Below are 25,486 nucleotides of genomic sequence, written 5' to 3'. Positions count from 1 at the left end.
GGCACGAAGTGTTTGCAGGCGCCGCGAACAAGCCGTTTCGCCAGCAGACGCCTGAGAAGCGCTCACAGAGCCCGATAGCGCGTTTGACGACGAATGGCATTATCGGCTGCGGGGTGATCAATGCAGGCGTTTGCGGCACATCAGCAGGGCCATTTTTGCCGTATCCGGGCGTTCGACAATGCCCTTCTCGGTGACGATGGCGTCGATGAGATCAGCAGGTGTAACGTCGAACACCGGGTTGAACGCATCGACGTCGGCCCCCACGCGTTTGCCGCCAACCTCAAGCAATTCGCGGCCGTCGCGTTCTTCGATGGGGATGTCGTCGCCACTGGCCAGGTTCATGTCGATGGTCGAGCTCGGCGCCACTACCATGAAGCGCACGCCGTGGTGCATGGCCGCGACCGCCAGCTGGTAGGTGCCGATCTTGTTGGCGACGTCGCCGTTGGCGGTGATGCGGTCAGCGCCGACGATGACCCATGTGATGCCTTTGGTTTTCATCAGGTGCGCGGCGGCGGAGTCGGCATTGAGGGTGACCGGGATGCCTTCGTTGACCAATTCCCATGCGGTCAGGCGCGAGCCCTGCAGCCAGGGCCGGGTTTCGTCGGCATAGACACGCTCGATCATGCCTTCCAGGTGTGCCGCGCGAATCACGCCGAGCGCCGTCCCGAAGCCGCCTGTGGCCAGCGCGCCGGTGTTGCAGTGGGTCAGCACGGTCTGCAGATTGCCCTGATGCTTGCGGATCAGCTCTGCCCCCAGTTGCGCCATGGTCAGGTTGGCTTCGCGGTCGCTCAAGTGAATGGCCACGGCTTCGGCTTCCATGGCCTTCAGGGGATCTTCGTGATCCTTGAGGCGATACAGGCGCTCGCGCATGCGGTTCAGCGCCCAGAACAGGTTGACCGCCGTGGGCCGGGAATTGGCCAGCAGGTCGAAGTCCTCCTCCAGAGCCATCTGCCAGTCACCGCCTTCGGCGAGCCGATCAACCACCGCCAGGACGATGCCGTAGGCCGCACTGATGCCAATCGCCGGCGCGCCGCGCACGACCATCGTGCGAATGGCTTCGGCTACGCCTTCAGCACTGGTGTAGGGATGCCAGGTTTCTTCGAAGGGCAAGACCCGCTGATCCAGGAGATACAACGTGCCGTCCCGCCAATCGATGGCCTTTACCTTCTCCGCAGCCAGTAATCGATCGCGCATTGCACACCCCACTTGATGAATTTTGAAAAGCTTGCCGCCACAGCGACGGTGCAAAGAAGCAAATCGCAAGCACCTTAAAAAGCCGCCGATTATAGCGAGCCGCCTGCGAAGACGCTCGGGTATACTTCGCCGTCCCCGTAATAAGCCATTGGATGCCCGCCCCATGCCCCATTCCGCTGCCCCGCTCGACCTGTTGTTGCTGCCGGACTGGCTGGTACCGGTCGAACCCGCCGGCGTTGTGTTGCAGCAGCACGGGATCGGCATTCGCGACGGCCTGATCGTTTATATCGGTCCGCGCGCCGAGGCCCTGCGCCAGCCGGCCATCGAGGTGCGCGAGTTACCGGGCATGCTGCTCAGTCCCGGGCTGATCAACGCCCACGGCCATGCGGCGATGACCCTGTTCCGCGGGCTAGCGGACGACCTGCCGTTGATGACCTGGCTGCAGGATCATATCTGGCCGGCCGAGGCGAAGTGGGTCGACGAGGATTTCGTCCGCGACGGCACCGACCTCGCCATCGCTGAACAGTTGAAGGGCGGCATCACCTGCTTCTCCGACATGTATTTCTTCCCGAAGGTCGCGTGCGAGCGAGTGCACAACAGTGGCATTCGCGCACAGATCACCGTGCCGGTGCTGGACTTCCCGATACCCGGCGCGCGCAACAGCGACGAATCCCTGCACATCGGCATCGAGCTGTTCAACGATCTGGCCCACCACGACCGCATCAAGATCGCCATGGGGCCCCACGCGCCCTACACCGTCAGCGACGAGAACCTGGAGAAGATCCGGGTCATCGCCGATGAACTGGACGCGATGATCCAGATGCACGTTCACGAAACCGCCTTTGAAGTGCACGACGCCGTTCAGCAACGTCAGGAGCGCCCCCTTGCGCGGCTGCATCGCCTAGGGCTGCTGGGCCCGCGCTTTCAGGCGGTGCACATGACCCAGATCAGCGATGACGACCTGGCGATGCTGGTCGAGAGCAACTCCAGCGTCATCCACTGCCCCGAATCGAATCTGAAACTGGCCAGCGGCTTCTGCCCGGTCGAGCGCCTGTGGCAGGCCGGTGTCAACGTCGCCATCGGCACCGACGGCGCGGCCAGTAACAACGATCTGGACCTGCTCGGCGAAACCCGCACCGCCGCGCTGCTGGCAAAAGCCGTTGCCGGCTCGGCCACCGCGCTGGACGCCCACCGTGCACTGCGCATGGCCACGCTGAACGGCGCCCGCGCCCTGGGCATCGACGATCACACCGGCTCGCTGCAAATCGGCAAGGCCGCCGACATGGTCGCGTTCGACCTGTCCGGCCTTGCGCAACAGCCGGTCTACGATCCGGTATCACAACTTATTTATGCAACGGGTCGCGATTGCGTGACGCACGTCTGGGTCGCCGGCAAGCCATTGCTGCAGGACAAACGCCTGACCCGCATGGACGAAGAAGCGCTGACCCGGACCGCCAAAGCCTGGGGCAACCGCATCGCGGCTGACAAAGCCTGACCCATTGAGCGCCGCCACGGTCAGATACCGTGCCCGGACACCGAATTCAAGTTTCAGAGGATCACACATGAGCAACGTCGACAACGCCGAAATCGCCAAATTCGAGGCCCTCGCCCATCGCTGGTGGGACCGCAACAGCGAGTTCAAGCCCCTTCACGACATCAATCCGCTGCGCGTGAACTGGATTGACGAACGGGTAAATCTCGCGGGCAAGAAGGTCCTCGACGTCGGCTGCGGCGGCGGCATTCTGAGTGAGGCCATGGCCTTGCGTGGCGCGACCGTGACCGGCATCGACATGGGCGAAGCGCCGCTGGCCGTGGCGCGACTGCACCAGCTGGAATCCGGCGTGAGCGTAGAATACCGGCAGATCACCGCCGAAGCGCTGGCCGAAGAAATGCCCGAGCAGTTTGATGTCGTGACCTGCCTGGAAATGCTGGAGCACGTGCCGGACCCGTCGTCGGTGATCCGTGCCTGCTACAAGATGGTCAAGCCGGGCGGTCAGGTGTTTTTCTCTACCATCAATCGCAACCCGAAGGCCTACCTGTTCGCCATTATCGGCGCCGAATACATCATGAACCTGCTGCCGCGCGGCACCCATGACTTCAAGAAATTCATCCGCCCTTCCGAGCTGGGCGCGTGGAGCCGCGATGCCGGGCTGCAGGTCAAAGACATCACCGGTCTGACCTACAACCCGTTGACCAAGCACTACAAGCTGGCCTCGGACGTCGACGTCAATTACATGATCCAGACACTGCGGGGAGTCTGAGCCATGCGCTTGAGGGCAGTTCTCTTCGACATGGACGGCACGCTGCTCGACACCGCGCCGGACTTCACCGCGATCTGCCAGGCAATGCTGGCCGAACGCGGCTTACCGCCGGTGAACGACAAGCTGATCCGCGACGAGATCTCCGGCGGTGCCAGGGCGATGGTCTCGGCGGCGTTCGCGATGCCCCCCGAGGCAGCGGAATTCGAGGCGCTGCGCCTGGAATTCCTGGCGCGCTATCAGACCGATTGCGCGGTGCACAGCAAACTGTTCGACGGCATGGCCGAATTGCTGGCCGACATCGAGAAAGCCAGACTGATCTGGGGCGTGGTGACCAACAAACCGGTTCGTTTCGCTCAACCGATCATGGAGCAACTGAGTTTGTCGGAGCGTTCCGCGGTGCTGATCTGCCCGGACCATGTGACCAAGAGCAAACCCGATCCGGAGCCGCTGCTGCTGGCCTGCAAGATGCTCGGTCTGGACCCGGCCAGTGTGCTGTTCGTGGGCGATGACCTGCGCGACATCGAATCCGGTCGCGACGCAGGCACCAAGACCGCCGCCGTGCGCTATGGCTACATCCATCCCCAGGACAACCCCGATCACTGGGGCGCGGACGTGGTGGTGAATCACCCGCTGGAGCTGCGCCGGGTCTTGGATGACGCGTTGTGCAGTTGCTGAGGCGACAGTCCGCAACCAAATCCTTCACTGCGCCCATTTAGACATTAGAAAGGAGCCGCCATGTTCAATTACTCCGCCCGCCCCGACCTGCTCAAAGGCCGGGTGATTCTGGTGACCGGGGCCGGCCGTGGCATCGGCGCCGCTGCCGCGAAAACCTATGCCGCCCACGGCGCGACGGTCTTGCTGCTGGGCCGGACCGAAGCGAATCTGAGCGCGCTGTATGACGAGATCGAGGCTGCCGGGCATCCGCAACCGGTGGTCGTCCCGTTCGATCTCGAGACTGCCCTGCCCCGTCAGTACGACGAGCTCGCCGCGATGATCGAAGCAGAGTTCGGCCGCCTGGACGGCATCTTGCACAACGCCTCGATCATCGGCCCGCGCACGCCGGTCGAACAGCTCACCGGTGAGCAGTTCATGCAGGTGATGCACGTTAACGTCAACGCCACGTTCATGCTGACCACCGCCTTGCTGCCGTTGCTCAAGCTTTCGGGCGACGCGTCCATCGCGTTCACCTCCAGCAGCGTCGGGCGCAAAGGCCGCGCATACTGGGGCGCCTATGGCGTGTCCAAGTTCGCCACCGAAGGGCTGATGCAGACGCTGGCCGACGAGATCGATGGGCTTGGTTCGCTGCGCGCCAACAGCATCAATCCGGGCGCAACCCGCACCGACATGCGCGCCCAGGCATACCCGGCGGAAGATCCGACCAACAACCCGACGCCGGAAGAAATTATGCCGGTGTACCTGTACCTGATGGGCCCGGACAGCATCGGCATCAACGGACAGGCATTGGATGCCCAGACCCGCTGAACCGGGTGATGCTGACGCGGTTGGCTCACCAAGGCGAGTGACTGCGCAGCGCCGCACTGCAACGCTTTTATCCGCTGAAGGGACGGGCGTAGACCTGGCGGTCAGCCTCGGTTGCTCGACGCTGCCGCCGGGCGAATCGCCCGACAGCATGGTGCAACGTGAGGACACGGCCCTGTACGCCGCCAGGCGCAAGGGCCGCCACCGCCTGGATACGGCGGGCTGAGGGATCAGGCGCGGGCGGGGATCCGGTGTTCACGGACCGAGCCGCTGCCTTCCTGAGATCGTTCCAGCGTCATGCACCGTTCCAGGAACAGGAACATGTACTCGTAGCTCTTGCAGACCGCCATTCGCAGGTCGCTTTGCAATTGCTCGCTGGGGTTGTTGCCGGCCAGGGTGCAGATGATTTCCAGCGCTTCCCAGGGGTGGGAATCGTCGTACTGCGCGTGCATCTTCAGCCACTTCATCGCCCGCTTTCGTGTGTCCGGCGGGAACATGTCCGCGTAGGTGTCCTGGGAACAGACCACGGCCGACCATTCACCGGTGGCGCCTTCGATGGCGTAGTTGGTCGCCGCGATGGCCACCACCAGCGAATCCGACGAACAGCTGTGCCAGCACCAGTGATTCAGGGCGTGAAGTTCCGACGGCACCCGCTGCGCCTGCAAGTCTTCCAGGCTCACCCCGTGGGCGGCGCTCCAGTTGACCCAGTAATCGGCGTGGTTGAGTTCGACCCGAATGTTGCGCATCAACCATCGTCGCGCCATGTCTTCACCCGGGTGTCGGGCGAATCGGGTTTTGGTCAGGTTATGCGCCATATAGACCGCGAACTGTTCGACGACCGGCCAGCCACCAATCAGGTACTGGCGCATGGTCTTAGAACTGAGCCGCCCGTCACGCATGCGTTGATAAAGTTCATGCCCTACCACCTTGGCCTTGGCGTCACTGCAATCTTCAATCAATTGCTGTGCCCAAGCGGGGTAACTGCTGGCATCCATCAGCGGACCGGTTCTAATGAACATATCGATCACTGTGTAGCTCCTTATATGAGTTGCTTAATGGTGTGTTCAGCGAAAAGTCCCGGGAGCGCTGAACAACAGTGGGGTCTGCCTCGCGGGCCGTGCGTGCAGACATTCACAGGTGAATAATTGCGGTCGCTCGATAACGTACCCCTGAGCGTAGTCCACACCGATTTCCAATAACGCCTGCTCTATCTGAGGGCTCTCGACGAACTCGGCGATCGTCTGTTTGCCCATTACGTGCCCGATATGGTTGATCACTTCTACCATCGCCCGGTTGACCGGATCGTCGAGCATGTCCTTTACGAAACTCCCGTCAATCTTCAGAAAATCCACAGGCAAGTGCTTCAAGTAAGCGAATGACGACATGCCTGCACAGAAGTCATCCAGAGAGAAACGGCATCCCAGACCTTTAAGTTCATTGATGAACCGAATGGCGCTGCCCAGATTGGCGATCGCACTGGTTTCGGTGATTTCAAAACAGATAAGTTCAGGGGGGATTGCGTAGATCTGGAACTGCTGTCGCAAATACTCGAGGAAGGCGTCGTCGCCAATGCTGCTCCCGGACAGGTTGATCGCACACACGGCCATTGGCCCTTCGCGGTGTCCGGACTTGAGGCACTCGGCGATGATCATGAAGACGTGCTGCACGACCCAGCGGTCCAGGGTGGTCATCATGCCGTAGCGCTCGGCGGCGGGGATGAAACTGTCGGGCAGGATCATGCGCCCGGACTCGTCGCGCAGCCGCAGCAGAATCTCGATATGGCCGTGGCGTTGCTCGGCATTGCGACCCAGCGCTGCAATTTCCTGGGAATACAGGCAGAAGCGGTTCTCTTCGAGGGCCATGTGCAGGCGCTGAATCCAGGCCATCTCGCCGAAGCGGGTGGACAGATCAGAGTCATCATCGTGATAGACCTGAACCCGGTTGCGGCCTTTTTCCTTGGCCATGTAGCAGGCCATGTCGGCGGCGCGCAGCGACGTCTCAAGGGTGGTCGGGACGTCGTCGATGTGCACCAGACCAATGCTGACGGTGGTGACAAACGGCCGGCCTTTCCAGACAAAATGCAGGCTTTCCACGGTTTGGCGCAGGCTCTCGGCCACTCGCTCGGCGGCCTCCGGCGCGCAGTGTTCAAGGAGGATGCCGAACTCGTCGCCGCCCAGACGTGCCAGCGTGTCGCCTTCGCGCACGCCCTGTTGCAGCAGCGTGCAAATGTGCCGCAGCAGTTCATCCCCCGCAGCGTGACCGCTGGTGTCGTTGACCAGCTTGAACTGATCGAGGTCCAGAAACATCAACGCATGCCGCGCCGGCTGTTCGGTCAGGCCGTTGAGGGCCAGCTCCAGGCGGTATTCGAACTCGCGGCGGTTGGTCAGACCGGTCAGCGCATCGTGGGTCGCCTGCCAGGACAAATTGGCGATGTACTGCCGCTCCTGGGTCATGTCATGCAACACCAGCACCGCGCCGCTGACTTTGCCTTCGGTGCGAATCGGCGAGCCGACTAGCGCGACCGAAACGGTGCTGCCGTCCAGGCGTTGAATCAGTCGTGAGCTTTCACTGCCGCCGCCCAGATTGCCGCTGAGCATGCGCTCGATCAGGGTCGAGGTGTCTTTCTGGTCATTCTCGTCGAGCAGACTGAACAGCGCCGCCAGCGGCAGGCCGGCCGCCTGCTCGTTCTTCCAGTGGGTCATGAGCTCGGCGGCGGGGTTCATGTAGACGATGGAGCCGTCGACATCGGTGGTGATGACGCCATCACCGATGGACTCCAGGGTAATCTGCGCGCGTTCTTTTTCCATCTGCAGCGCAATCGCAAAGCCGTGGCGCTGCTCCAGCAGTTTATGGGTGCGCAGCAGCGCGAGGATGATCAGGCACAGCGCGGTGGCGAGGTTGACCACCAGCAGAATCCGCAGGATGACCCGCGAGCCCTCGCCCAGCGCGTCGCTGAAGGCCATGGCCGCCGGCGTGACGCCTTCGTTGATGGCACTGATGCGCTGGCGCCAGCCCATGACTTCACTGTTGGTGACGTTGCCTTCCTGAATGCGCGCGTGCATTTCGCGGGCGACTTCATCCAGTTGCACCAGATAGTTGTCACCGACCTTCCACAGGTCGATGGCCTTCTCGAGATAGCTGAAGTGCTGAAAATTCAGGTAGAGCCAGATGATGCTCTGGGCATCGTCGGGATGGTTACCACCCTGCAGAATCCCCGCAGTAGCGCGCGCGATGTCGGGCACCGGCTGATCCATTGCCAGGCGCAAGTCATGCCCGCCCTGGGGAATGGCAATCGCTTTCTGATATTTCAGGTAATTGATGTCATCTCGACTGTTGGCGTAGAGATTCAGGTAGTAAATGGCGTCCTTCTGGCCCTTCGACCACAGGCTCTCGCCGCCAATGTAGCTGCGGACCGCCGACATCATGTACAAGCTGACGCAGCCGAGCAGTGCCTGTAACAGCACGACGGCGATAAATGGCCAGACGATGCCCAGAAGACGAGGCTTCTCGAGAATCCGCTTTTGCTTCATGGTGTCCCTTTGATCAGCACTGCCAGATACTCATTCCCCCTTCACCAGGCAACCTTCCTGGAGCCTGAGGGACTTCGCTAATTTCCACGATGCAGCAGACAATCTCTCACATCTTTTACAAGACGTAACCAGCCATTTGAGTGCGGAGACGTAAATATGACGCTTTTCACATTTTCAGTGATTGCCATGGGAGAGCATAGCCCGAGGATTGACGTGGTCCAGTTGCGATACGCCATTTCAGTGTGGCGGCTCTAAAACCCGTCGCGCTGTGTCACACCTGTTGCAGGTGTCCGTAGAGCCTGGCGTACAGCCCGCCGTCTGCAATCAGTTGCTGGTGATCACCGTCTTCGGCGATCCGCCCGCCATCGAACACCAGTACACGGTCCGCCTGTTTCACCGCCGACAGTCGGTGGGCAATGATCAGCGTCGTGCGGCCACTGAGAAACCGGTTGAGCGCCTGGTGCAGGTTGTACTCGGTGGCGGCGTCCAGCGCAGAGGTGGCCTCGTCGAGAATCACCACCTTGGGATCGGCCAGCACCATGCGCGCAATGGCCAGCCTTTGGCGCTGGCCGCCGGACAACCGAACACCCGAGCGCCCGACCACGCTGTCCAGCCCCAGCGGCAGCGCGCGGATCGTCGCATCCATCTGGGCGATTTCCAGCGCCTGCCAACAGGCCCTGTCGTCCTGCTCCCGGCCCATCAACAGGTTGGCGCGGACGGTGTCGTTGAACAGCGCCGGATGCTGCAAGACCACGGCGACGTTCTCGCGCACGGTGTCCAGGCCGATCTCCTGCAAGCTTGAGCCACCAAACCGGATGAGACCGGATTTCGCGGTGTAGAGCCCGAGCAGCAACTGCACCAGGGTGCTTTTGCCACCGCCGCTGGCGCCGACGATCGCAACTTTTTCGCCGGGATTGATCGACAGGTCCAGCTGATCGAGGACCAACTCGTCGTTGTAGCCGAAGCTCAGCCCGCGGACGTCGATGCTCACCGTCTGCCGACCCGCGAACGGATTGCTGTGCCCCGGATACTGAGGCTCGTCCGCGCGGGCCAGCAGTTCGTTGATGCGCGTCAGAGCACCGCCCGCCGCGTAATAGGCGTACTGCAGATTCAGCAGTTGTTCGACCGGACCGATCATGAACCACAGGTAGCTGAACACCGCGAGCATGTGGCCGATGGACAGGTCGGAGAACAACACCGTGAGCATCGCGGCAGCGCGGAAAATGTCGATGCCGAATTGAAACAGCAGCCCGCTGGCCCGGCCCGACGCGTCGCTCTTCCATTGGGACGACACCGCGTAATCGCGTACTTCCCGGGCACGCAGGCCGAGCAATCCGAGGAAATAGCCCTGACGGTTACTGGCACGGATCTCCTGAATACCCTCGAGGGTTTCGGTCAGCGCCTGGGTGAAGCGTGAGGTGCTGTCGTTTTCCAGTTTCTTGAGGTGCTTGACGCGCTTGCCGAGCTTCACCGTGGCGAACACCACCAGCGGGTTGAACAGCAGGATCAGCAGCGCCAGTTGCCAGTGCATCCACATCAAAATCGCAGCGGTCCCAGTGAGGGTCAGCATCGCCACGAGAAACTTGCTCAGCGTCTCGCCGACGAATTTGTCCACGGTGTCCAGATCCGTCACCAGATGCGCGGTGACCGTGCCAGTGCCCAGGCTTTCGTATTCGCTCAGCGAGATCCGCTTGAGCCGCTCGATCAGGCGCGTGCGGATGCGATAGACGATGTCCTTGGCGAGCCCGGCGAACAAGCGCGACTGGATCACGTTGAACACCAGTGCCCCCAAACGCAGACACAGTGTCGCCACCAGCATCAGACCGATATAGCCGACGGGCTTTTGCAGGCTGTCCGGCAAAAACTGATTCATGAAGACGAGTGCCGAATTACCTTTGCCCAGCAGCACTTCATCGACCAGCAAGGGCAGCAGCAGCGGGATCGGCACCGAGCAGAGCACCGCCAGGACCGCGACGCCATTGGCCACCCACAGCGCCTTCTTGTGCTGCAGCGCGAGGCGCCTGATCTGCGCCCAGTTCAAGCGGTCAGCGACAGGAGGTTCATTAGCCGGTGCAGCGGGATGGCGATGTTCCAGATCAGGGACGTCAGGCACTGGCGTTGCGCTCCAGCCAGCGACCCAGCAAAGGCCCGAGGACCTCCAGGGGTTGATAGCCGTTAGTCAGCAGCGCCAGTTGGCCGTTGCGCTCGGCGAGCATCGTCGGGAAACCCGCGATGCCCAAGTCCTGAACCCAGGAAAAATCCGACGCGGTCGCCGTGTGCTGTTCGACGCTGTCGAAGGCTTCGGCGAACTCGATGCGCGGCAAACCGGCTTTTTCGGCGAGTTCGGCCAGCACCGAGCCGTGGGTCACGTCGCGACCGTGAAGGTAAAAGGCCTGCTGGATTTCTTTGACCAGCCGCCAGGCGACGTCCGGTGCCAGGCTGCGCGCCGCAACGATGGCCCGGCAGGCGGGCGCAGTGTCGTAGACGAAACCGTCGGGCAAGGCACCCTCAAAACGGAACGTCTGGCCCGTGGCCTCGTGCACCGCTTGCCAGTGTTCAAGAATGTAACGTTTGGTCGTCGGTTCCAGCGCCGCGCCACTGCCGGTGCGCAATCCGCCCACCACCAGATGCAACGGCACCCCCGCCGCTCCCGCCTGCTCGACCAATGCTTCGGCCACCGGAGAAAACCCCCAGCACCAGGAACACATCGGGTCCATCACGTACAGCAGGCGGGTGGACATGGTTCAGGCCTCGTTGCTTGGGGTTTCAGTCGCCTGGCCGTCGAGCGCACGGTAATTGCGACCGATGGGGTGCGGCTGATTGCGCGCCTTCGCCAGTTCGATCTGCTTCTGCCGGTCGATGGCGCTGCGGCGGGTTTTCTCGCTCAGCGAATCCCAGCAGTGCGGGCAACTGACGCCCGGCGAATAATGCTCGCTGGCACGGTCTTCTGCGCTGATCGGCGTGCGGCAGGCATGGCATTGATCGTAGTCGCCTTCGGTCAGGTCGTGGCGGACTGTGACGCGATTGTCGAATACGAAGCAGTCGCCCTGCCAGCGGGTTTCTTCCTCGGGCACTTCTTCCAGGTATTTGAGGATGCCGCCCTTGAGGTGATAGACCTCTTCAAAGCCTTCACCGAGCATGTAGCTGGACGCCTTTTCACAGCGAATGCCGCCGGTGCAGAACATCGCGACCTTCTTGTGCTTCGCCGGATCGAAGTGGGCCTTGATGTACTCCGGAAATTCACGGAAGGACGTGGTTTTGGGGTCAATCGCGCCTTCGAAGGTGCCGATGGACACTTCGTAATCGTTGCGCGTGTCGATGAGCAGGACTTCAGGGTCGGCGATCAGCGCATTCCAGTCCTTGGGATCGACGTAGGTGCCCACCGCCTTGTTCGGGTCAACGCCCGGGACGCCCAACGTCACGATCTCTTTCTTGAGCTTGACCTTGGTGCGGTAGAACGGCTGGTCGTTGCAGTACGATTCCTTGTGGTCGATGTCGACCATGCGCGGATCGTTCTTCAGCCAGGCCATCAGGCCGTCGATGCCCTCGCGGCTGCCGGAGACCGTGCCGTTGATGCCTTCTTCAGCGATCAGCAAGGTGCCTTTGATGCCGTTGTCGACCATCGCCTGCAGCAGGGGCTCGCGCAGTGCGACGTAATCGGAAAGGGTGACGAATTTGTACAGCGCCGCGACGACGATGGGGGCGGTTTGGGTCATGTAGCGTCTCCAGGTGGTGACCCTCGCAAAGGGCCTACCGGGTGAATGATTCAGATGAACGCGTGCCGACCGGGCAACGCGGCGCGGATTCTATCAAGAATCGAACGTAGGCAGGCAGGCGGGTTGATCAATCGTCTCAATCACCCTGCTCATCTATCGGGAACATCGGCATCCGCCTCACAGACGCCTCAAAACCTGGGCACGAATGGTGGGTATACCGGCCATCGACGCGGTGGTCTCGGAGGCAACCCTCGCGGATTCGACGACCGCAGAAACGAATTTCAACGCGGCGCTGGCACAGGCCTCGAAGCTGGCTGCAGATCTGACGTGAAGGGTGGTTAGCATGAGGCAGAAACAAACCTAACGAATGTTAGGTAGCCTATTGACGTCTACGGTTTTCGCGCCTAAGGTTTGCCTACCTAACAAACGTTAGGTGAACATTCTTCCACCACAGGACGGCGCCATGACAACCAAATTGCAGCTTTTCACCTCTCCTTCGGCGTTTCCCAATCCCCAGCGACTGCGCCTGTTCATGCACGAAAAGGGCATCGCCGATCAGTTCGATGAAACCATCTATGACATGGCGCCCGGTGGCGAGCAACGCGGCTGGCGTCACCTCAACATGAACCCTTGGGGAGAAACCCCTACGCTCCAGTTGGCGGATGGCAGCTATATTTCCGAAACACCGGCCATCGCCCGTTTTCTCGACCAGTCCTACCCAGGCCGCAAGATCATGGGCGAAAGCGCGCTGGAACAAGGCCTGGACAACATGTGGGATAACCGCATCTGGGTGCATATCCTGTATCGGATCGTCACGGCTTTTCACGTCTTGCACACCGGGCTCGGCTTCAAGCTGGAGCTGACGAAGAATGAGGCATGGGGTGAGCACTGCCGCAAGGAGGCACTGATGCACGCCGCCCTGGTGAATCGTCATCTGGCTGACGGTCGCGAGTGGCTGCTCGGCGGTGCCGAACCCACGTTTGCCGACATCACGCTGGCGACCGCGATTGCCTTCTCCAAATTCCCGGTGAACGCAACCCCGCTGGACGAGCGTTTCGAGCACCTGGACAGCTACTGGCAGCGCTGGCAGAAACGCCCGGCCTTCCAGGCCGCCTACGCTGATCGCAGCAGTGGCATACCGGAGCTGGATTCGCCTTCCGCGTGATACGTCCGTAGGGCAAGTCATGATCTGTGAGGACGGTTGCAGGGACTTTTGCTTTAAGATCGCCGGTTCCACTGCAACTCGTCCGACCCAGGAAAGGCACGACAATGAGCATCAACGCCCGCGAAGCCATCCTTCTGGCCGCCCGAAACATTGCCCAGTCACAGGGTTACAACGGACTGAATTTTCGCGACCTGGCCCAAGCGGTTGGCATCAAGCCAGCCAGCATCTACTACCACTTCCCGAGCAAGGCTGACCTGGGCATTGCCGTTGCCAGGCGGTATTGGCAAGACGGTGCGGCGGCGCTGGAGACGCTTTCTGAGGAGACGCCGGATCCCGCTGAAGCACTGCGTCGTTTTCCAGAGATCTTTCGTCGCTCGCTGGAGGCCGGCAACCGGCTGTGTCTGGCCAGCTTCGTGGGAGCGGAAACCGATAATCTGCCCACGGCCATGGCCGAGGAGATTCAGGCTTTTGCTCAGGTGAATACAGACTGGCTGCGCCGACAGCTTGTCGCCGCCAACTGCTGCGAGGCAACCGACAGCGACGTCCGCGCGCGCGCCATTTTTTCGGCCGTCGCGGGGGCCCAGCTCATCGCAAGAAGCCGGTCAGACATCACGCTGTTCGATACGTTGATCGAGGCCTATCGCGCTTATGGCCCCTTACCGGCTTGATAGCCGCTTGCCCCCGAAGCCTGCAGCAAGGCCTGCTTCGGGGGGCAGGCGTCAGTCATGCCCACCCGCACAGGTCGGTGAAGACGGCGCGGCGCCGAGCTTCGCCCATTCCTCCGGTGTGTAGGTGTGCAGCGCCAGAGCGTGGAACTCACCCATCAGGCCACCGAGCAGGCCGTAGACCTTCTGGTGACGCTTGACCGCGTTGAGGCCGGCGAACTGCTCGCTGACCACCACCGCCTTGTAGTGAGTGTCCGTGCCGCGACTGTGCATGTGGCTTTCATTGAGCACCTGAAGGTACTCGGGCTGAAAGACCGTCAACGCGGATTCGATTCGCTGTTGCATGCTCATGTCAGGCTTCGCTTATGGCTTCTTGGCAGGAGCGGCCGGTGCAGCTGGCTTGGCGCCGGCCGGGGTCAGTTCCTTGGTCATGTCGGCGAGCAGCTTGTTGACCACAGGCACCGCGCTTTCCAGTTTGCTCTGGGTCAGCTGGAACGACTGCTGGCTGATCTGCGGCATCTTCGCCTGGACTTTCTGGCCCAGTGGCGACTGATAGAAGGCAACCAGGTCTTTCAGCTCGCTTTCGGAGAAGTTCGAGGTGTACAGCTTGACCATGTCAGGCTGCAGTTTTGGCCAGCTGATCACCTGATCCAGCGCGGCGTTGGCCTTGCCCTGATAGGTTTCGAGAGTGGCTTGCTTGGACGCAGGTGCTTTGGTTTCAGCGAAGCGCTGAGCGAACATCTGCTGGACTTGCATGTAAACCGGCGCACCCAGTTGATCGGCGTGAGCCAGTTTGAGGAACGCTACAGCACTGGCTTCATGGCTGGCGGTATCGGCAAGAACCTGGCCGCTGGCACATACCAGAGCAACCGCAGCACAAATGGCACGAAGACGGGTCATCGAGTTTCCTTATCTAGCAGGCGAGGCAGAACCCCAAGGCCGGCCATTCTGCGCCCCTTTGCGCATTTCCCTCAACCCCCGACCCTACGAGCGGTTATCCCGCAACCGTAACGCCCTCGCCCTCACGAAGGTTTAAGGCGACCGGCCCGGGCGTTTTGTCGCACACTGTGCGCACCTGTTCCGACCGCACAGCAGCCACGGGGAACCCACCGACTCCCCCGGTTACTAAACTGCGCCAATCGATCTTAAGGAGAGAGTCCAGTGAGCCGTACCGAAACCGACAGCATAGGTCCGATCGACGTCCCCGAAGACGCTTACTGGGGGGCACAGACGCAACGATCCCTGATCAACTTCGCCATTGGCCAGGAGCGCATGCCGCTGCCGGTATTGCACGCGCTGGCGCTGATAAAAAAAGCCGCTGCGCGGGTCAATAATCGCAACGGCGACCTGCCGGCCGATATTGCCAACCTGATCGAGCAGTCCGCTGACGAGGTGCTGCAAGGCCAGCTCGACGACCAGTTTCCCCTGGTGGTCTGGCAGACAGGCAGCGGCACCCAGAGCAACATGAACGTCAACGAAGTCATCGCCGGCCGTGCCAACGAACTGGCGGGTGGTGTTCGCGGCGGCAAATCGCCGGTTCACCCCAACGATCACGTCAATCGCTCGCAAAGCTCCAACGACTGCTTCCCCACCGCGATGCACATCGCGGCCGTGCAAGCGGTGAAAGAGCAACTGCTGCCGGCGATCGCCGAACTGTCCAGCGGTCTGTCCGAGCAGTCCTCGCGGCATATGAAGCTGGTGAAAACCGGCCGCACGCACATGATGGACGCCACGCCGATCACCTTCGGCCAGGAGCTCTCGGCCTACGTCGCCCAGCTCGATTACGCTGAAAAAAGCATCCGCGCCGCGTTGCCTGCGGTGTGCGAGCTGGCCCAGGGCGGCACCGCTGTCGGCACCGGCTTGAACTCGCCCCACGGATTCGCCGAGGCCGTTGCCGCCGAATTGTCCGCACTGTCCGGCCTGCCCTTCGTCACCGCGCCGAACAAGTTTGCCGCGCTGGCCGGCCATGAGCCCCTGACCGCCCTGTCCGGCGCGCTGAAAACCCTGGCCGTGACCCTGATGAAGATCGCCAACGACCTGCGCCTGCTGGGTTCCGGCCCACGTGCGGGCCTGGCTGAAGTGAAGCTGCCGGCCAACGAACCGGGCAGCTCGATCATGCCGGGCAAGGTCAACCCGACCCAGTGCGAAGCGCTGTCGATGCTGGCGTGTCAGGTGATGGGCAACGACACCACGATCACCTTCGCCGCCAGTCAGGGCCACCTGCAGCTGAACGTGTTCAAGCCGGTGATCATCCACAACCTGTTGCAATCGATCCGCTTGCTGGGCGATGGCTGCCGCAACTTCAACGAGCACTGCATTGCCGGCATGGAACCGGATGCCGCCAAGATGGCCGAGCATCTGGAGCGCGGCCTGATGCTGGTGACCGCGCTGAACCCGCACATCGGCTACGACAAGTCGGCGCAGATCGCCAAGAAAGCCTACAGCGAAGGCTTGACCCTGCGCGAAGCGGCGCTGCAGCTGGGCTTCCTCACCGACGCCGAGTTCGACGCCTGGGTGCGTCCGGAAAAAATGCTCGAGGCCGGCAGCAATGGCTGAATCCATCAGCGGCGCCACGCCACTGGAAGGCTATGGCAAACGTATCCTGATGATCATCGGCACGCCGAAAAGCACCAGCCTCGGCCACGCGCTGGGCGAGGCGTATGCCCAGGGCGCGCGTAGCAAAGGTCATGTGGTGCGGGTGCTGAAGCTCGACGAAATGGATTTCGACCCGGTGCTGCGCGGTGGCTATGAGTCCGCCCAGACCCTGGAACACGATCTGCTTGAAGCCCAGCGCGAGGTGCACTGGGCACAGCATCTGGTGTTTGTGTATCCGGTCTGGTGGGGCGGTTTGCCGAGCCTGCTCGGTGGGTTCTTCGACCGGGTGTTCATGCCCGGTTTTGCCTTCAAGGCCCATGGCAGGCACCACCCTTCCAACGAGCTGCTGAAGGGCCGGACAGCGGAATTGCTGGTGACCATGGACACGCCCTCGCGGTATTTCCGCTGGGTCTTCAAGGCCCCTGCCCATCGGCAGATGGTCCGAACCATCCTTGAATTCTGTGGGATCAAGACCACACGCCTGACGGAGTTCTCGCCGGTGCGCACCTCTACCGAGGAGCAGCGTCAGCAGTGGATTCGTCAGGCCGAGGGGCTGGGGAAGCGCTAAATCAAGTGCCTGCACTTCCAAAAATGGGGGGCGGAGGTGCAAGTTGATGGAACCGTTAAGAACGCTACTATTCAAATGCTCTGACTCACATTGTGGCGGCGCCTGTCGCCCATTCAGATCATTCGCGTACCAACCCAATGCCCGGAGAAGGCCATGTTAAGCAAGCGTGAACAAGATCCAGCCCCCACTGTTCGTTTTCGCAGCGACCGCGTTTCCCGTGTCAATGGCCTCTACTTCTTCAGCACCCGGGAAAACACCCTCGAAGGTCCGTTCATGAGCAAGGAAGACGCTGCACGGGAAACCGAGGTCTATGTCCGTCGCATGCAGGCGGCCAGCGCGTATCAGCCAGGCATGCCCTCCTCGCTCAACGGCTGACCGATCCCGCCTTTAGGAATGATTGCGGCGAAACGTCTCTTCGCCCATTGCCGCAATCTGTCCGTCGATCAGTGCATCGAACGGGCGCAACAAGCCCTCGAATGATGTCTCCGGCTCCAGCGTGTGCAGCGCATGGACAATGGCCTCCAGCGTCGACAGCGCGTCGGGCCCCGGCGCCTTGCGCAATCGATAGCGTGAGCGCGGCGCGTCCGTCAGCACGACCCTGGGCAACGCCGCCAGCAAGGGGTTCAGGTGCAGCAACTTGCGCGCTTTGCGCCAGGTGCCATCAGGCACGACGAGCAGCAAGGGCACTTCGTCGGCACTGCTGGCTGTCAGCGCCACGGCCTCCTCCCCCGGGAATAGCAGACACGCTCGATAACCGGGCCGGCTCAGCCATTGCGTCAGATCCTCGAACACCTCCCCCACGTGCAACTCCGCATTCTCAAGGCCCAGGGCTGCGAGGCGCGCCGTGTTGAGCGCGTGATTGACTTCGCTGGGATGCTGCAGGATCAATACCCGCGTCCGGCTGCTCAAAGCAGGTATGAGCGCACACAGGCAATGATCGGTCGGACGCAGGCAGCGTTCGCAGCGGGCACGGGACATCGTCGGTTTCCTACAGTGGATTAAGCTGCGCTTTAAGCAGATCCCGAAAGGTCTGAATCAGCGGCTCACGGCTGCGACCGCGACGCAGGATCATTGAGAACGGCGCCTGATAGCCAAAGGTTGCCGGCAGCAAGACCCGCAGGTGCCCGGAATCCACCCACGATTGCGCGTAGTGCTCGGGCAAGTAACCGATGTAGGCGCCGGACAGCACCAGAATCAGCTGCGCTTCCATACTCTCGACGGTCGCGGCGCTGTGCTTGAAGCCGTGACGGGCGAGTTCGGCCTGGCTCCAGTAGCCGCGTCCGACCATGCGCTGTTGAGTGATGACGGGCTCGGGAATGCGCCGCTCGGCATACAGCGCGTGGCGATTGCTGCAATACAGCCAATGCTGCTCGCGGTACAGCGGCTGATAGAGCAGGCCGTTCATGCGCGTGGAAAACGATCCGATCGCCAGGTCCAGCCGGTTGTCCAGCACGCCCAGCTGCAGTTCGTAGGGGCTCATCACCGCAAGGTGCAAATGCACGGCCGGATGCTCCGCACTGTAGGCGCCGATGACTTCCGCAAAGGGCAATGCGCGGTCACTGACCGTCGAGTCCAGCACGCCGAGATTGAGCGTGCCGCGCAGCTCGCCCTTGAGCGCAGCGGCGTAGAGTTCGAAGCCTTCCAGCTCGCCGAGCAGGCGCAGGGTTTCCTGATGAAACAGCTCGCCCTTGCTGGTCAGGCTGAACCCGCCACGCCCGCGATGACAGAGCACGATGCCGAGCGCGGCCTCAAGCTGGCTCATGTAGGTGCTGATCGCCGAGGTCGACAGATTGAGTTCTTGCTGAGCGCTGGCAAAGCCCTGATGGCGCACGACGCAGGCGAAGATGCGCAGCAATTTGAGGTCGGGAAGCGCGCTGGGCATGGGGTTTCCAGGATGGTTTTCCGCGCAGCTTACCCGATACTTCAGGAATATCTGAACTAAGTATTTCGCCTGACGGATTGTTCGCGGCGGGTCCGGTCAACAGAATCGGGGCCATGCCGGAAGCCTGCTTCCGCCCCTTTTGCTTACCACCGATGAGGCATTCCCGTGGACAAGATTTTCCATCAACCACTGGGCGGCAACGAAATGCCGCGCTTCGCCGGCATCGCCACCATGATGCGCTTGCCGCACCTGCAAACCGCGGCCGGGCTGGACGCGGCGTTCATCGGCGTGCCGCTGGACATCGGTACGTCCCTGCGTGCCGGCACCCGCTTCGGCCCACGGGAAATCCGCGCCGAATCGGTGATGATTCGCCCCTACAACATGGCCACCGGCGCCGCCCCCTTTGACTCGCTTTCAGTGGCGGACATCGGCGACGTGGCGATCAACACGTTCAATCTGCTGGACGCCGTGCGCATCATCGAAGAGGCCTACGACGGTTTTCTCGAGCACGGCATCATCCCGCTGACCCTCGGCGGCGATCACACCATCACGCTGCCGATCCTGCGCGCCATGAAGAAGAAACACGGCAAGGTGGGGCTTGTGCACATCGACGCCCACGCGGACGTCAACGATCACATGTTCGGCGAGAAGATCGCCCACGGCACCACCTTCCGCCGAGCGGTGGAGGAAGGTCTTCTGGATTGCGATCGGGTGGTTCAGATTGGTCTGCGTGCCCAGGGCTATACCGCCGAAGATTTCAACTGGAGCCGCAAGCAGGGGTTCCGCGTGGTCCAGGCCGAGGAGTGCTGGCACAAGTCGCTGGCGCCGCTGATGGCCGAAGTGCGCGAGAAGGTGGGCGGGGGTCCGGTGTACCTGAGTTTCGACATCGACGGCATTGACCCGGCCTGGGCGCCGGGCACGGGTACGCCAGAGATCGGCGGGCTGACCACCATTCAGGCCATCGAAATCATCCGTGGGTGCCAGGGGCTGGACCTGATCGGCTGCGACCTCGTCGAGGTCTCGCCGCCCTACGACACCACCGGCAACACCTCGTTGCTGGGCGCCAATCTGCTCTACGAAATGCTCTGCGTGCTGCCCGGCGTGGCACACCGCTGACAGACCACATTTGACCCGCCGGCCCCTTCCCTGCTAGAGCCGGCCCCACAATGGGTGTGCGCTGTGTCAATAAGGCCAGGCGCGCTGCTTTCTAGTGGGACCGGCTTCAGCCGGGAAGAGGCCTGTATGAACACCCTCAATTTTGCGGCGTAGCGCCTGACGCCTTCCCGGCTGAAGCCGGTCCCACATGTGTGCGCTGCATCGGGCGCGCCGTTCTTTCATTGCTCGCCGTTACAAAAAATCCGCACACACCTTCCATTCGTGTCCCGCCAACTTGGGCTAGCCTTAGTCCGAGACCGCCGACGTTGCGCATCGCAGCGCAGGTTTTCAGGGTGGTTGCTCACTGGGCATTTCTGCCACAACCCTCTGTTTTTTGATGTTGGGGTGATTACCACTTGAATCAAAGCAGAGGCCTGCCATGAAGCGAAGCGAAGTCAGACAACATGTCATCGACACAATCGGAAAGATTCTGGTCGATAAAACCCTGATTCAGGAAGAAGAGGACGTGACGCTGAGCGCGCTTGAGCTGGATGAAGCCGACTTCAACGAATTTTTTTCAATTCTGCAAAGCGACTTTGGCGTTGTCCTCCCGAATCAGATTAAGGCCGACATAGCAGGTATGTCCGCGCATTCACCCTACGGACAACTGACGCTGCAGGGCCTGGTTGACCTGATTCTCGTCGAGAAGAAACGCAGAACCCATCACTGAGGGCAATCGGCATCGATTTGGGAAAGCAACTGAATCATGCGGGAGAGGTGACCGAACGGTCGGGGAAAACAGAGCGGGCTATCGGGCGATAGCGCCGCTTTTTTTACACGTGTTACCGGGCACTCAACGGCGTGGACGACGACGCTCATCATCGTTGCTGCGCACGGGAATGGGTTGCAGCTTTGGCTTTTCAATCAACCCGAGCGCGACGCCTACATCGTGAAGCCATTCTTGCAATTTGCTGTTCATATAACGCCCCCTTCAGGGAAATACTCGGCAGCCAATGTCCGAACTGCCTAGAGCAGATCATAGTGCTAAGGCGCACTTTACGCCTGCTACCGAGTGTCGCGGCAGGAATTTTTCGCCTTGCATGACGATGTGACACTGCAAATCGGCCATTCGAAGCCATCACGCGACAAACGGCAGGGCCGTCAACCTGCCACCACGGGCGTCATCACCGCGCATTCATGGGCCTGGCGACGTCTGGCCAGCAGATAAAACACGCCACCACCCAGGAAACATCCTGTAAACCATGCAAAGTTCGCCATCGGCTGCAATGCCGGGATGAAGGTGATGGCAATGCCTGCCAGGGTTGCCAGCAACAGCGCCTTCACCGCCGTGTAATTCACGCCGCCGGTGTACCAGTAACGTCCGGTCGGCCCATCGTTGAACAGCGCGTCGACGTCGATTTGCTGCTTTTTGATCACGTAATAATCCACCAGCAAGATGCCGAACAACGGCCCGATGAACGCTGCCAGCACGTCCAGCGTGTAATGGATAACGGCGGGGTTGTTGAACAGATTCCATGGCGTGATGAAGATGGACGCCACCGCCGCGATCATACCGCCTGCGCGCCAGCTGATCTTGCTGGGGGCGACGTTGGCGAAGTCGAACGCCGGCGACACGAAGTTGGCGACGATGTTGATGCCGATCGTCGCGGTCACGAAAGCAAATGCGCCAAGAAGCACAGCGATGTCATTGTCGATGCGCGCCACCGTGGCGATCGGGTCATGCAACATCTCGCCGAACACCGGCAACGTTCCCGAAACGATGACGACGGTGACCAGCGAGAAGGCCAGAAAATTGATCGGCAGCCCCCAGAAATTGCCGCGCCGTACTTCAGACATGCTCCGGCAGTAGCGACTGAAGTCGCCAAAGTTAAGCGTAGGACCCGAGAAGTAGGACACCACCAGCGCCGTGGCCATGATCACTTGGGAAAACGCTTCCCAGCCGGTCAGCGATTTTTCGGAGAGGGTAAAACTGATGTTGGCCCAGCCCGCCTTCCAGACAATCCAGCCCGCCAGGATGAACATCACGGCGTAGACCACAGGGCCGGCCCAGTCGATGAAGCGGCGGATCGAGTCCATCCCGGTCCAGAACACAGCCGCCTGTACCACCCAGAGTGCCAGGAAGCCGAACCAGCCGAGGTAAGACAAACCTGCAAAGTGCGGCTCTGCGTAGACCGACATCTGTGGGAAGAAGCGCAGCACCACGATGATCAACGCGCTGGACGCCAGGTACGTCTGCACCCCGTACCACGCCACCGCGATCAGACCGCGAATCACCGCTGGAATATTCGCACCGAACACGCCGAAGGCCAGACGGCAGATCACCGGATATGGCACGGCGGCCTGCTGACTCGGCCTGGCCAGCAGGTTGGCGATCACCTGAATAATGCAGATACCCGCCAGCAGCGCGATCAGCACCTGCCAGCTCGCCAGCCCGAGGGCAAAAAGGCTGGCCGCGAAGACGTAGCCTCCCACGCTGTGCACGTCACTCATCCAGAACGCGAAAATGTTGTACCAGGTCCATTTCTGCGGCACGGGGCCCAGGTCCTCATTGTACAGGCGGGGGCTGTAGCCCTTCGGCAATGGCTCGGTCATCGCATTTCTCCCTCATAAGGACGAAGCGGCTCCCGGCATCACACGTGCACACACTGCGTACGGGAGCGCGTGTGGGTTGTATACGAAACAGGAGGCAGAATGCGTGCCATTGCCGAAGAGATTCGCGTGCAAGACGCCAAGACAGCGGGTTTCCGGCAGCCGATGAGGCCAAGATGTCAGATTTTCAAAGAGGTGATTTCAGACGCCGCGCCTGCCCACAGTGCACCGTGACCAAAGTCGGTGCATTTTTAACGGGCAGGAAATGGGCTGATGGATGAACGAGAAGGTGTATACGATTAGCGCGGGCTTTGGTTCAACTTATAAGCGCTAGCCTCATCGCCTCCCCTTCGATTAACGCCCGCAATCACTCCGGCAGCTGGGCCAGTCCATCCGGGTCGGTCATTGCCCGCTCCAGCAGATCCGCCGGCAGACTCTTGCTGGCCCGCGCGCCCAGCAGCTTGAGCTGTTCGCTGCGGCTGACCAGATTGCCGCGCCCCTCGACGAGCTTGTTGCGCGCGGCGCCGTAGGCCTTGTCCAGCTGCTGAAGGCGGTTGCCGACTTCGTCCAGGTCCTGGATGAACAGCACGAACTTGTCATAGAGCCACCCTGCCCGTTCGGCGATCTCCCGCGCATTCTGGCTCTGCCGCTCCTGCTTCCACAGGCTGTCGATGACCCGCAGCGTTGCCAGCAGCGTGGTCGGGCTGACGATCACGATATTGCGGTCGAACGCCTCCTGAAACATGTTCGGCTCGGCCTGCAACGCTGCAGAAAACGCCGCCTCGATCGGTACGAACAGCAAAACGAAATCGAGACTGTGCAGCCCCTCAAGGCGCTTGTAGTCTTTGCCGGACAGGCCTTTGACGTGATTGCGCAGGGACAGCACGTGCTGTTTCAGCGCCGCCTGGGAAATCACCTCATCGTCAGCTGACACGTACTGTTGATAGGCCGTCAGGCTGACCTTCGCGTCCACCACGACCTGCTTGTCGCCGGGCAGCATGATCAGAACGTCGGGCTGGAAGCGCTCGCCGTCGGGGCCTTTCAGGCTGACCTGGGTCTGATACTCCCGGCCCTTTTCAAGTCCGGCATGTTCGAGCACCCGCTCCAGAATCAATTCGCCCCAGTTGCCCTGGGTCTTCTGCCCCTTCAACGCACGGGTCAGGTTGTTGGCTTCGTCGCTCAGGCGCAGGTTGAGCTGCTGCAAGCGCTCCAGCTCCTTGCTCAGGGAGAAACGTTCGCGGGCTTCGTTCTGATAACTCTCTTCGACGCGCTTTTCGAACGACTGGATGCGTTCCTTGAGCGGGTTGAGCAACTGCCCCAACTGCTGCTGACTGGTTTCGGCAAAGCGCTGCTCGCGTTCATCGAAAATCTTGCCGGCCAGCTCCGCAAACTGCGCACGCAGCTCATCGCGGGAGCCTTGCAGGTCGGTGAGGCGCTGCTGGTGACTTTCCTGCTGTTCACGCAGCTCGGCGCCCAGCGAGGCGCACTGGGCGTCGAGTCGACGCAGTTCGGCTTCTCTGACGGCCCGTTCGCGCCCCCAGTCTTCCTGGGCCTCCCGCGCACCCTCATGCTGTTGGCGCAGCAGTTCCACTTCCCGGCGCAGGGCCGCCAGGTCCGCCTGCTTGACCGCATTGGCCTGGGCAAGGTCGCTGATCTCGTCGCGACTGGCGTCGAGCTGGGCATTCAAGCCATCCTGCGCCATCTGCGCATTACTCAAGCGCTCGTCGAGCAACGCGGTGTCCGCTTCCCGTTGCGCCAGACGCCGCTGCAACTGCCACGCCAGCCCCAACAAAGGCACCGCTGCCACCGCCAAACCCAGCAACAGGCTGGTTAACTCAAACACCATAAAATCCAGACTCCGACATTCATGCAGACCGCATTATGCGCAGAAGCAGGCTCGACGTCCGATCCGGGTAAATCAGTGCCTCGGAAAAAGAAAACCGCCAGCGGGTGCTTCAAGAGCGCCGCGATAGAGCCGGCGCTTGGGACAATCCACAGAACCTGTGGATAACTCAGTGGACAACACCCCTTAAGCTCTCGCAAACGCACGTAGAATGGGGCCTGCGTTCAAACTGACGATTTTTTCACCAGCGTAAAAAAACGATGGTTTTCATTGACTTAATAATTCGTTGCATTAAATCAAGCGCTTAGCGGCCGACGTGACAGTGACATGACAGATACCTTTCGCAATGTGCACAAGTTCATTTCGTCTGTTCATAAGCCCGTTTCGACAGCCCCCATCGCCAGTGGAAATTCTCGGGAATAAGGCACTGGGCCACCTTTTCTGCCCGATATGCTGTACGCTCTTTCGCCCGCTTTCCGGCATACTTCTGCCCTATTGCAAATCAGTGCTTGCTTTGCCCCAGCGACTCCATTAGCATCGCCGCCGTTAGTACCAAGCTGAAAGTCAATTCTGATCGAACAAATCCCCCAATCCCGGTTCGCCAACTGAGCGAACGGATTGAAAAAAGGGATCGATCACCTCGATGGTTTCCAGACATGAACTCACACGACCTGCCGTCAAAACGGAGGGGTGTGTAAAACATTCATGCTCTACCCAACCAGCCTGCAAATTGATCAGGATCTTCACCTCGAGCATCGAACCTTAGCTCTTGTTGTGTTGCCTGCCCTCCTAAGTACCTACCAGTCAGCCCCGCGCCACACTTCAAACGCGCTCAACTGGCTGCTTTTGTTCCAGACAGGTTCTGCGCCCTGCCCTTGACTCG

General features: G+C 61.1%; 27 protein-coding genes and 1 pseudogene. 14 read left to right on the top strand and 14 right to left on the bottom strand.

Translation table 11 applies throughout. The features are described from left to right. Positions 1-117 precede the first annotated feature (117 nt). The gene (mtnA, locus tag SLW74_RS08965; protein WP_192133795.1) at positions 118-1,194 is read right to left on the bottom strand and encodes an S-methyl-5-thioribose-1-phosphate isomerase; all 1,077 of its coding nucleotides are present in this window, start codon (positions 1,192-1,194) and stop codon (positions 118-120) included. A gap of 163 nt (positions 1,195-1,357) precedes the next feature. On the opposite strand from mtnA, the gene SLW74_RS08960 reads away from it, so the two are divergent. The 5 genes from SLW74_RS08960 (at position 1,358) to SLW74_RS08940 (ending at position 5,160) form a co-directional block, all read left to right on the top strand. Continuing rightward, a complete protein-coding gene (locus SLW74_RS08960; RefSeq protein WP_065992970.1) occupies positions 1,358-2,689 on the top strand; it encodes a TRZ/ATZ family hydrolase in 1,332 nt (443 codons plus the stop codon). Between the two features lie 67 nt (positions 2,690-2,756). After that, complete coding sequence (gene ubiG, locus SLW74_RS08955; RefSeq protein WP_192133799.1) at positions 2,757-3,455, top strand: bifunctional 2-polyprenyl-6-hydroxyphenol methylase/3-demethylubiquinol 3-O-methyltransferase UbiG; 699 nt, start codon at positions 2,757-2,759, stop codon at positions 3,453-3,455. Between the two features lie 3 nt (positions 3,456-3,458). Continuing rightward, positions 3,459-4,130, top strand: a complete 672-nt coding sequence (mupP, locus tag SLW74_RS08950) for an N-acetylmuramic acid 6-phosphate phosphatase MupP (RefSeq protein WP_410928655.1) — start codon at positions 3,459-3,461, stop codon at positions 4,128-4,130. 60 nt (positions 4,131-4,190) lie between these two features. Next, a complete protein-coding gene (locus tag SLW74_RS08945) occupies positions 4,191-4,937 on the top strand; it encodes a YciK family oxidoreductase (protein ID WP_410928654.1) in 747 nt (248 codons plus the stop codon). Beyond that, complete coding sequence (locus tag SLW74_RS08940; protein ID WP_410928653.1) at positions 4,921-5,160, top strand: hypothetical protein; 240 nt, start codon at positions 4,921-4,923, stop codon at positions 5,158-5,160. The genes SLW74_RS08945 and SLW74_RS08940 overlap by 17 nt, the downstream gene beginning before the upstream one ends. Positions 5,161-5,164: 4 nt before the next feature. Here SLW74_RS08940 and SLW74_RS08935 read toward each other — a convergent pair whose 3' ends face one another. The 5 genes from SLW74_RS08935 to SLW74_RS08915 form a co-directional block, all read right to left on the bottom strand. Continuing rightward, entirely contained in the window at positions 5,165-5,962 is a 798-nt protein-coding gene (locus SLW74_RS08935; RefSeq protein ID WP_065992963.1) for a TenA family transcriptional regulator, read from the bottom strand. Between the two features lie 36 nt (positions 5,963-5,998). After that, positions 5,999-8,464, bottom strand: coding sequence for an EAL domain-containing protein (locus SLW74_RS08930; RefSeq protein WP_192133813.1), 2,466 nt, complete (start codon positions 8,462-8,464; stop codon positions 5,999-6,001). A 271-nt stretch (positions 8,465-8,735) separates the two neighbouring features. After that, positions 8,736-10,559, bottom strand: coding sequence for an ABC transporter ATP-binding protein (locus tag SLW74_RS08925; protein WP_065993245.1), 1,824 nt, complete (start codon positions 10,557-10,559; stop codon positions 8,736-8,738). 10 nt (positions 10,560-10,569) lie between these two features. Then, entirely contained in the window at positions 10,570-11,205 is a 636-nt protein-coding gene (locus SLW74_RS08920; RefSeq protein WP_410928652.1) for a DsbA family protein, read from the bottom strand. Positions 11,206-11,208: 3 nt separating this feature from the next. Continuing rightward, positions 11,209-12,180 (bottom strand): rhodanese-related sulfurtransferase, encoded by a 972-nt coding sequence (locus SLW74_RS08915; RefSeq protein ID WP_410928651.1) that lies wholly within the window; start codon positions 12,178-12,180, stop codon positions 11,209-11,211. Between the two features lie 187 nt (positions 12,181-12,367). On the opposite strand from SLW74_RS08915, the pseudogene SLW74_RS08910 reads away from it, so the two are divergent. The 3 genes and pseudogenes from SLW74_RS08910 to SLW74_RS08900 form a co-directional block, all read left to right on the top strand. After that, positions 12,368-12,511, top strand: a pseudogene (locus SLW74_RS08910) (FMN-dependent NADH-azoreductase); the annotation flags it as partial. Between the two features lie 132 nt (positions 12,512-12,643). Then, a complete protein-coding gene (locus SLW74_RS08905) occupies positions 12,644-13,345 on the top strand; it encodes a glutathione S-transferase family protein (RefSeq protein WP_296306417.1) in 702 nt (233 codons plus the stop codon). Positions 13,346-13,449: 104 nt separating this feature from the next. After that, entirely contained in the window at positions 13,450-14,013 is a 564-nt protein-coding gene (locus tag SLW74_RS08900; RefSeq protein WP_065992951.1) for a TetR/AcrR family transcriptional regulator, read from the top strand. Between the two features lie 51 nt (positions 14,014-14,064). Here the strand turns inward: SLW74_RS08900 and SLW74_RS08895 are convergent, their stop codons facing one another. Both SLW74_RS08895 and SLW74_RS08890 read right to left on the bottom strand, forming a co-directional pair. After that, positions 14,065-14,361 (bottom strand): BolA family protein, encoded by a 297-nt coding sequence (locus SLW74_RS08895; RefSeq protein WP_065992949.1) that lies wholly within the window; start codon positions 14,359-14,361, stop codon positions 14,065-14,067. A gap of 12 nt (positions 14,362-14,373) precedes the next feature. Further along, a complete protein-coding gene (locus tag SLW74_RS08890; RefSeq protein WP_122535666.1) occupies positions 14,374-14,910 on the bottom strand; it encodes a DUF2059 domain-containing protein in 537 nt (178 codons plus the stop codon). A 261-nt stretch (positions 14,911-15,171) separates the two neighbouring features. Between SLW74_RS08890 and SLW74_RS08885 the strand changes: the two genes are divergently transcribed. The 3 genes from SLW74_RS08885 to SLW74_RS08875 all read left to right on the top strand — a co-directional run bounded on the left by SLW74_RS08885 (position 15,172) and on the right by SLW74_RS08875 (position 17,548). Beyond that, positions 15,172-16,566: a class II fumarate hydratase gene (locus SLW74_RS08885; protein ID WP_065992945.1), complete on the top strand. Its 1,395-nt coding sequence runs from the start codon at positions 15,172-15,174 to the stop codon at positions 16,564-16,566. Then, complete coding sequence (locus tag SLW74_RS08880) at positions 16,559-17,173, top strand: NAD(P)H-dependent oxidoreductase (protein ID WP_410928650.1); 615 nt, start codon at positions 16,559-16,561, stop codon at positions 17,171-17,173. Before SLW74_RS08885 ends, SLW74_RS08880 begins: the two co-directional genes overlap by 8 nt. Before the next feature lie 153 nt (positions 17,174-17,326). Continuing rightward, the gene (locus SLW74_RS08875; RefSeq protein WP_192172835.1) at positions 17,327-17,548 is read left to right on the top strand and encodes a DUF6316 family protein; all 222 of its coding nucleotides are present in this window, start codon (positions 17,327-17,329) and stop codon (positions 17,546-17,548) included. A 12-nt stretch (positions 17,549-17,560) separates the two neighbouring features. On the opposite strand, the gene SLW74_RS08870 is transcribed toward SLW74_RS08875, so the two are convergent. Both SLW74_RS08870 and SLW74_RS08865 read right to left on the bottom strand, forming a co-directional pair. Further along, complete coding sequence (locus SLW74_RS08870; protein WP_410928649.1) at positions 17,561-18,151, bottom strand: tRNA-uridine aminocarboxypropyltransferase; 591 nt, start codon at positions 18,149-18,151, stop codon at positions 17,561-17,563. A 10-nt stretch (positions 18,152-18,161) separates the two neighbouring features. After that, on the bottom strand, positions 18,162-19,055 hold the full coding sequence (locus SLW74_RS08865) for a LysR family transcriptional regulator (RefSeq protein WP_065992937.1): 894 nt from the start codon (positions 19,053-19,055) through the stop codon (positions 18,162-18,164). Positions 19,056-19,220: 165 nt separating this feature from the next. Here SLW74_RS08865 and speB point away from each other — a divergent pair, with 165 nt between their 5' ends. Both speB and SLW74_RS08855 read left to right on the top strand, forming a co-directional pair. Then, on the top strand, positions 19,221-20,171 hold the full coding sequence (speB, locus tag SLW74_RS08860) for an agmatinase (RefSeq protein ID WP_410928648.1): 951 nt from the start codon (positions 19,221-19,223) through the stop codon (positions 20,169-20,171). A 418-nt stretch (positions 20,172-20,589) separates the two neighbouring features. Then, positions 20,590-20,880, top strand: a complete 291-nt coding sequence (locus SLW74_RS08855; RefSeq protein WP_065992934.1) for a hypothetical protein — start codon at positions 20,590-20,592, stop codon at positions 20,878-20,880. 123 nt (positions 20,881-21,003) lie between these two features. On the opposite strand, the gene SLW74_RS08850 is transcribed toward SLW74_RS08855, so the two are convergent. Together SLW74_RS08850 and SLW74_RS08845 are read right to left on the bottom strand one after the other, a co-directional pair. Next, positions 21,004-21,129, bottom strand: a complete 126-nt coding sequence (locus SLW74_RS08850) for a PA1414 family protein (protein ID WP_122535674.1) — start codon at positions 21,127-21,129, stop codon at positions 21,004-21,006. A 182-nt stretch (positions 21,130-21,311) separates the two neighbouring features. Then, positions 21,312-22,763, bottom strand: a complete 1,452-nt coding sequence (locus tag SLW74_RS08845) for an NCS1 family nucleobase:cation symporter-1 (protein WP_410928647.1) — start codon at positions 22,761-22,763, stop codon at positions 21,312-21,314. Positions 22,764-22,862: 99 nt separating this feature from the next. Between SLW74_RS08845 and SLW74_RS08840 the strand changes: the two genes are divergently transcribed. After that, positions 22,863-22,994, top strand: coding sequence for a hypothetical protein (locus tag SLW74_RS08840; RefSeq protein ID WP_410928646.1), 132 nt, complete (start codon positions 22,863-22,865; stop codon positions 22,992-22,994). A 133-nt stretch (positions 22,995-23,127) separates the two neighbouring features. On the opposite strand, the gene rmuC is transcribed toward SLW74_RS08840, so the two are convergent. After that, positions 23,128-24,492, bottom strand: coding sequence for a DNA recombination protein RmuC (gene rmuC, locus SLW74_RS08835; protein ID WP_167355836.1), 1,365 nt, complete (start codon positions 24,490-24,492; stop codon positions 23,128-23,130). Between the two features lie 675 nt (positions 24,493-25,167). Then, on the bottom strand, positions 25,168-25,359 hold the full coding sequence (locus SLW74_RS08830) for a hypothetical protein (protein ID WP_192133833.1): 192 nt from the start codon (positions 25,357-25,359) through the stop codon (positions 25,168-25,170). Positions 25,360-25,486 lie beyond the last annotated feature (127 nt).

This window comes from Pseudomonas sp. W5-36 (assembly GCF_046540455.1).
In the GTDB taxonomy this organism is placed as follows: Bacteria; Pseudomonadota; Gammaproteobacteria; order Pseudomonadales; family Pseudomonadaceae; genus Aquipseudomonas; species Aquipseudomonas graminis_B.
This window is presented reverse-complemented; position numbering and strand designations above follow the sequence as displayed.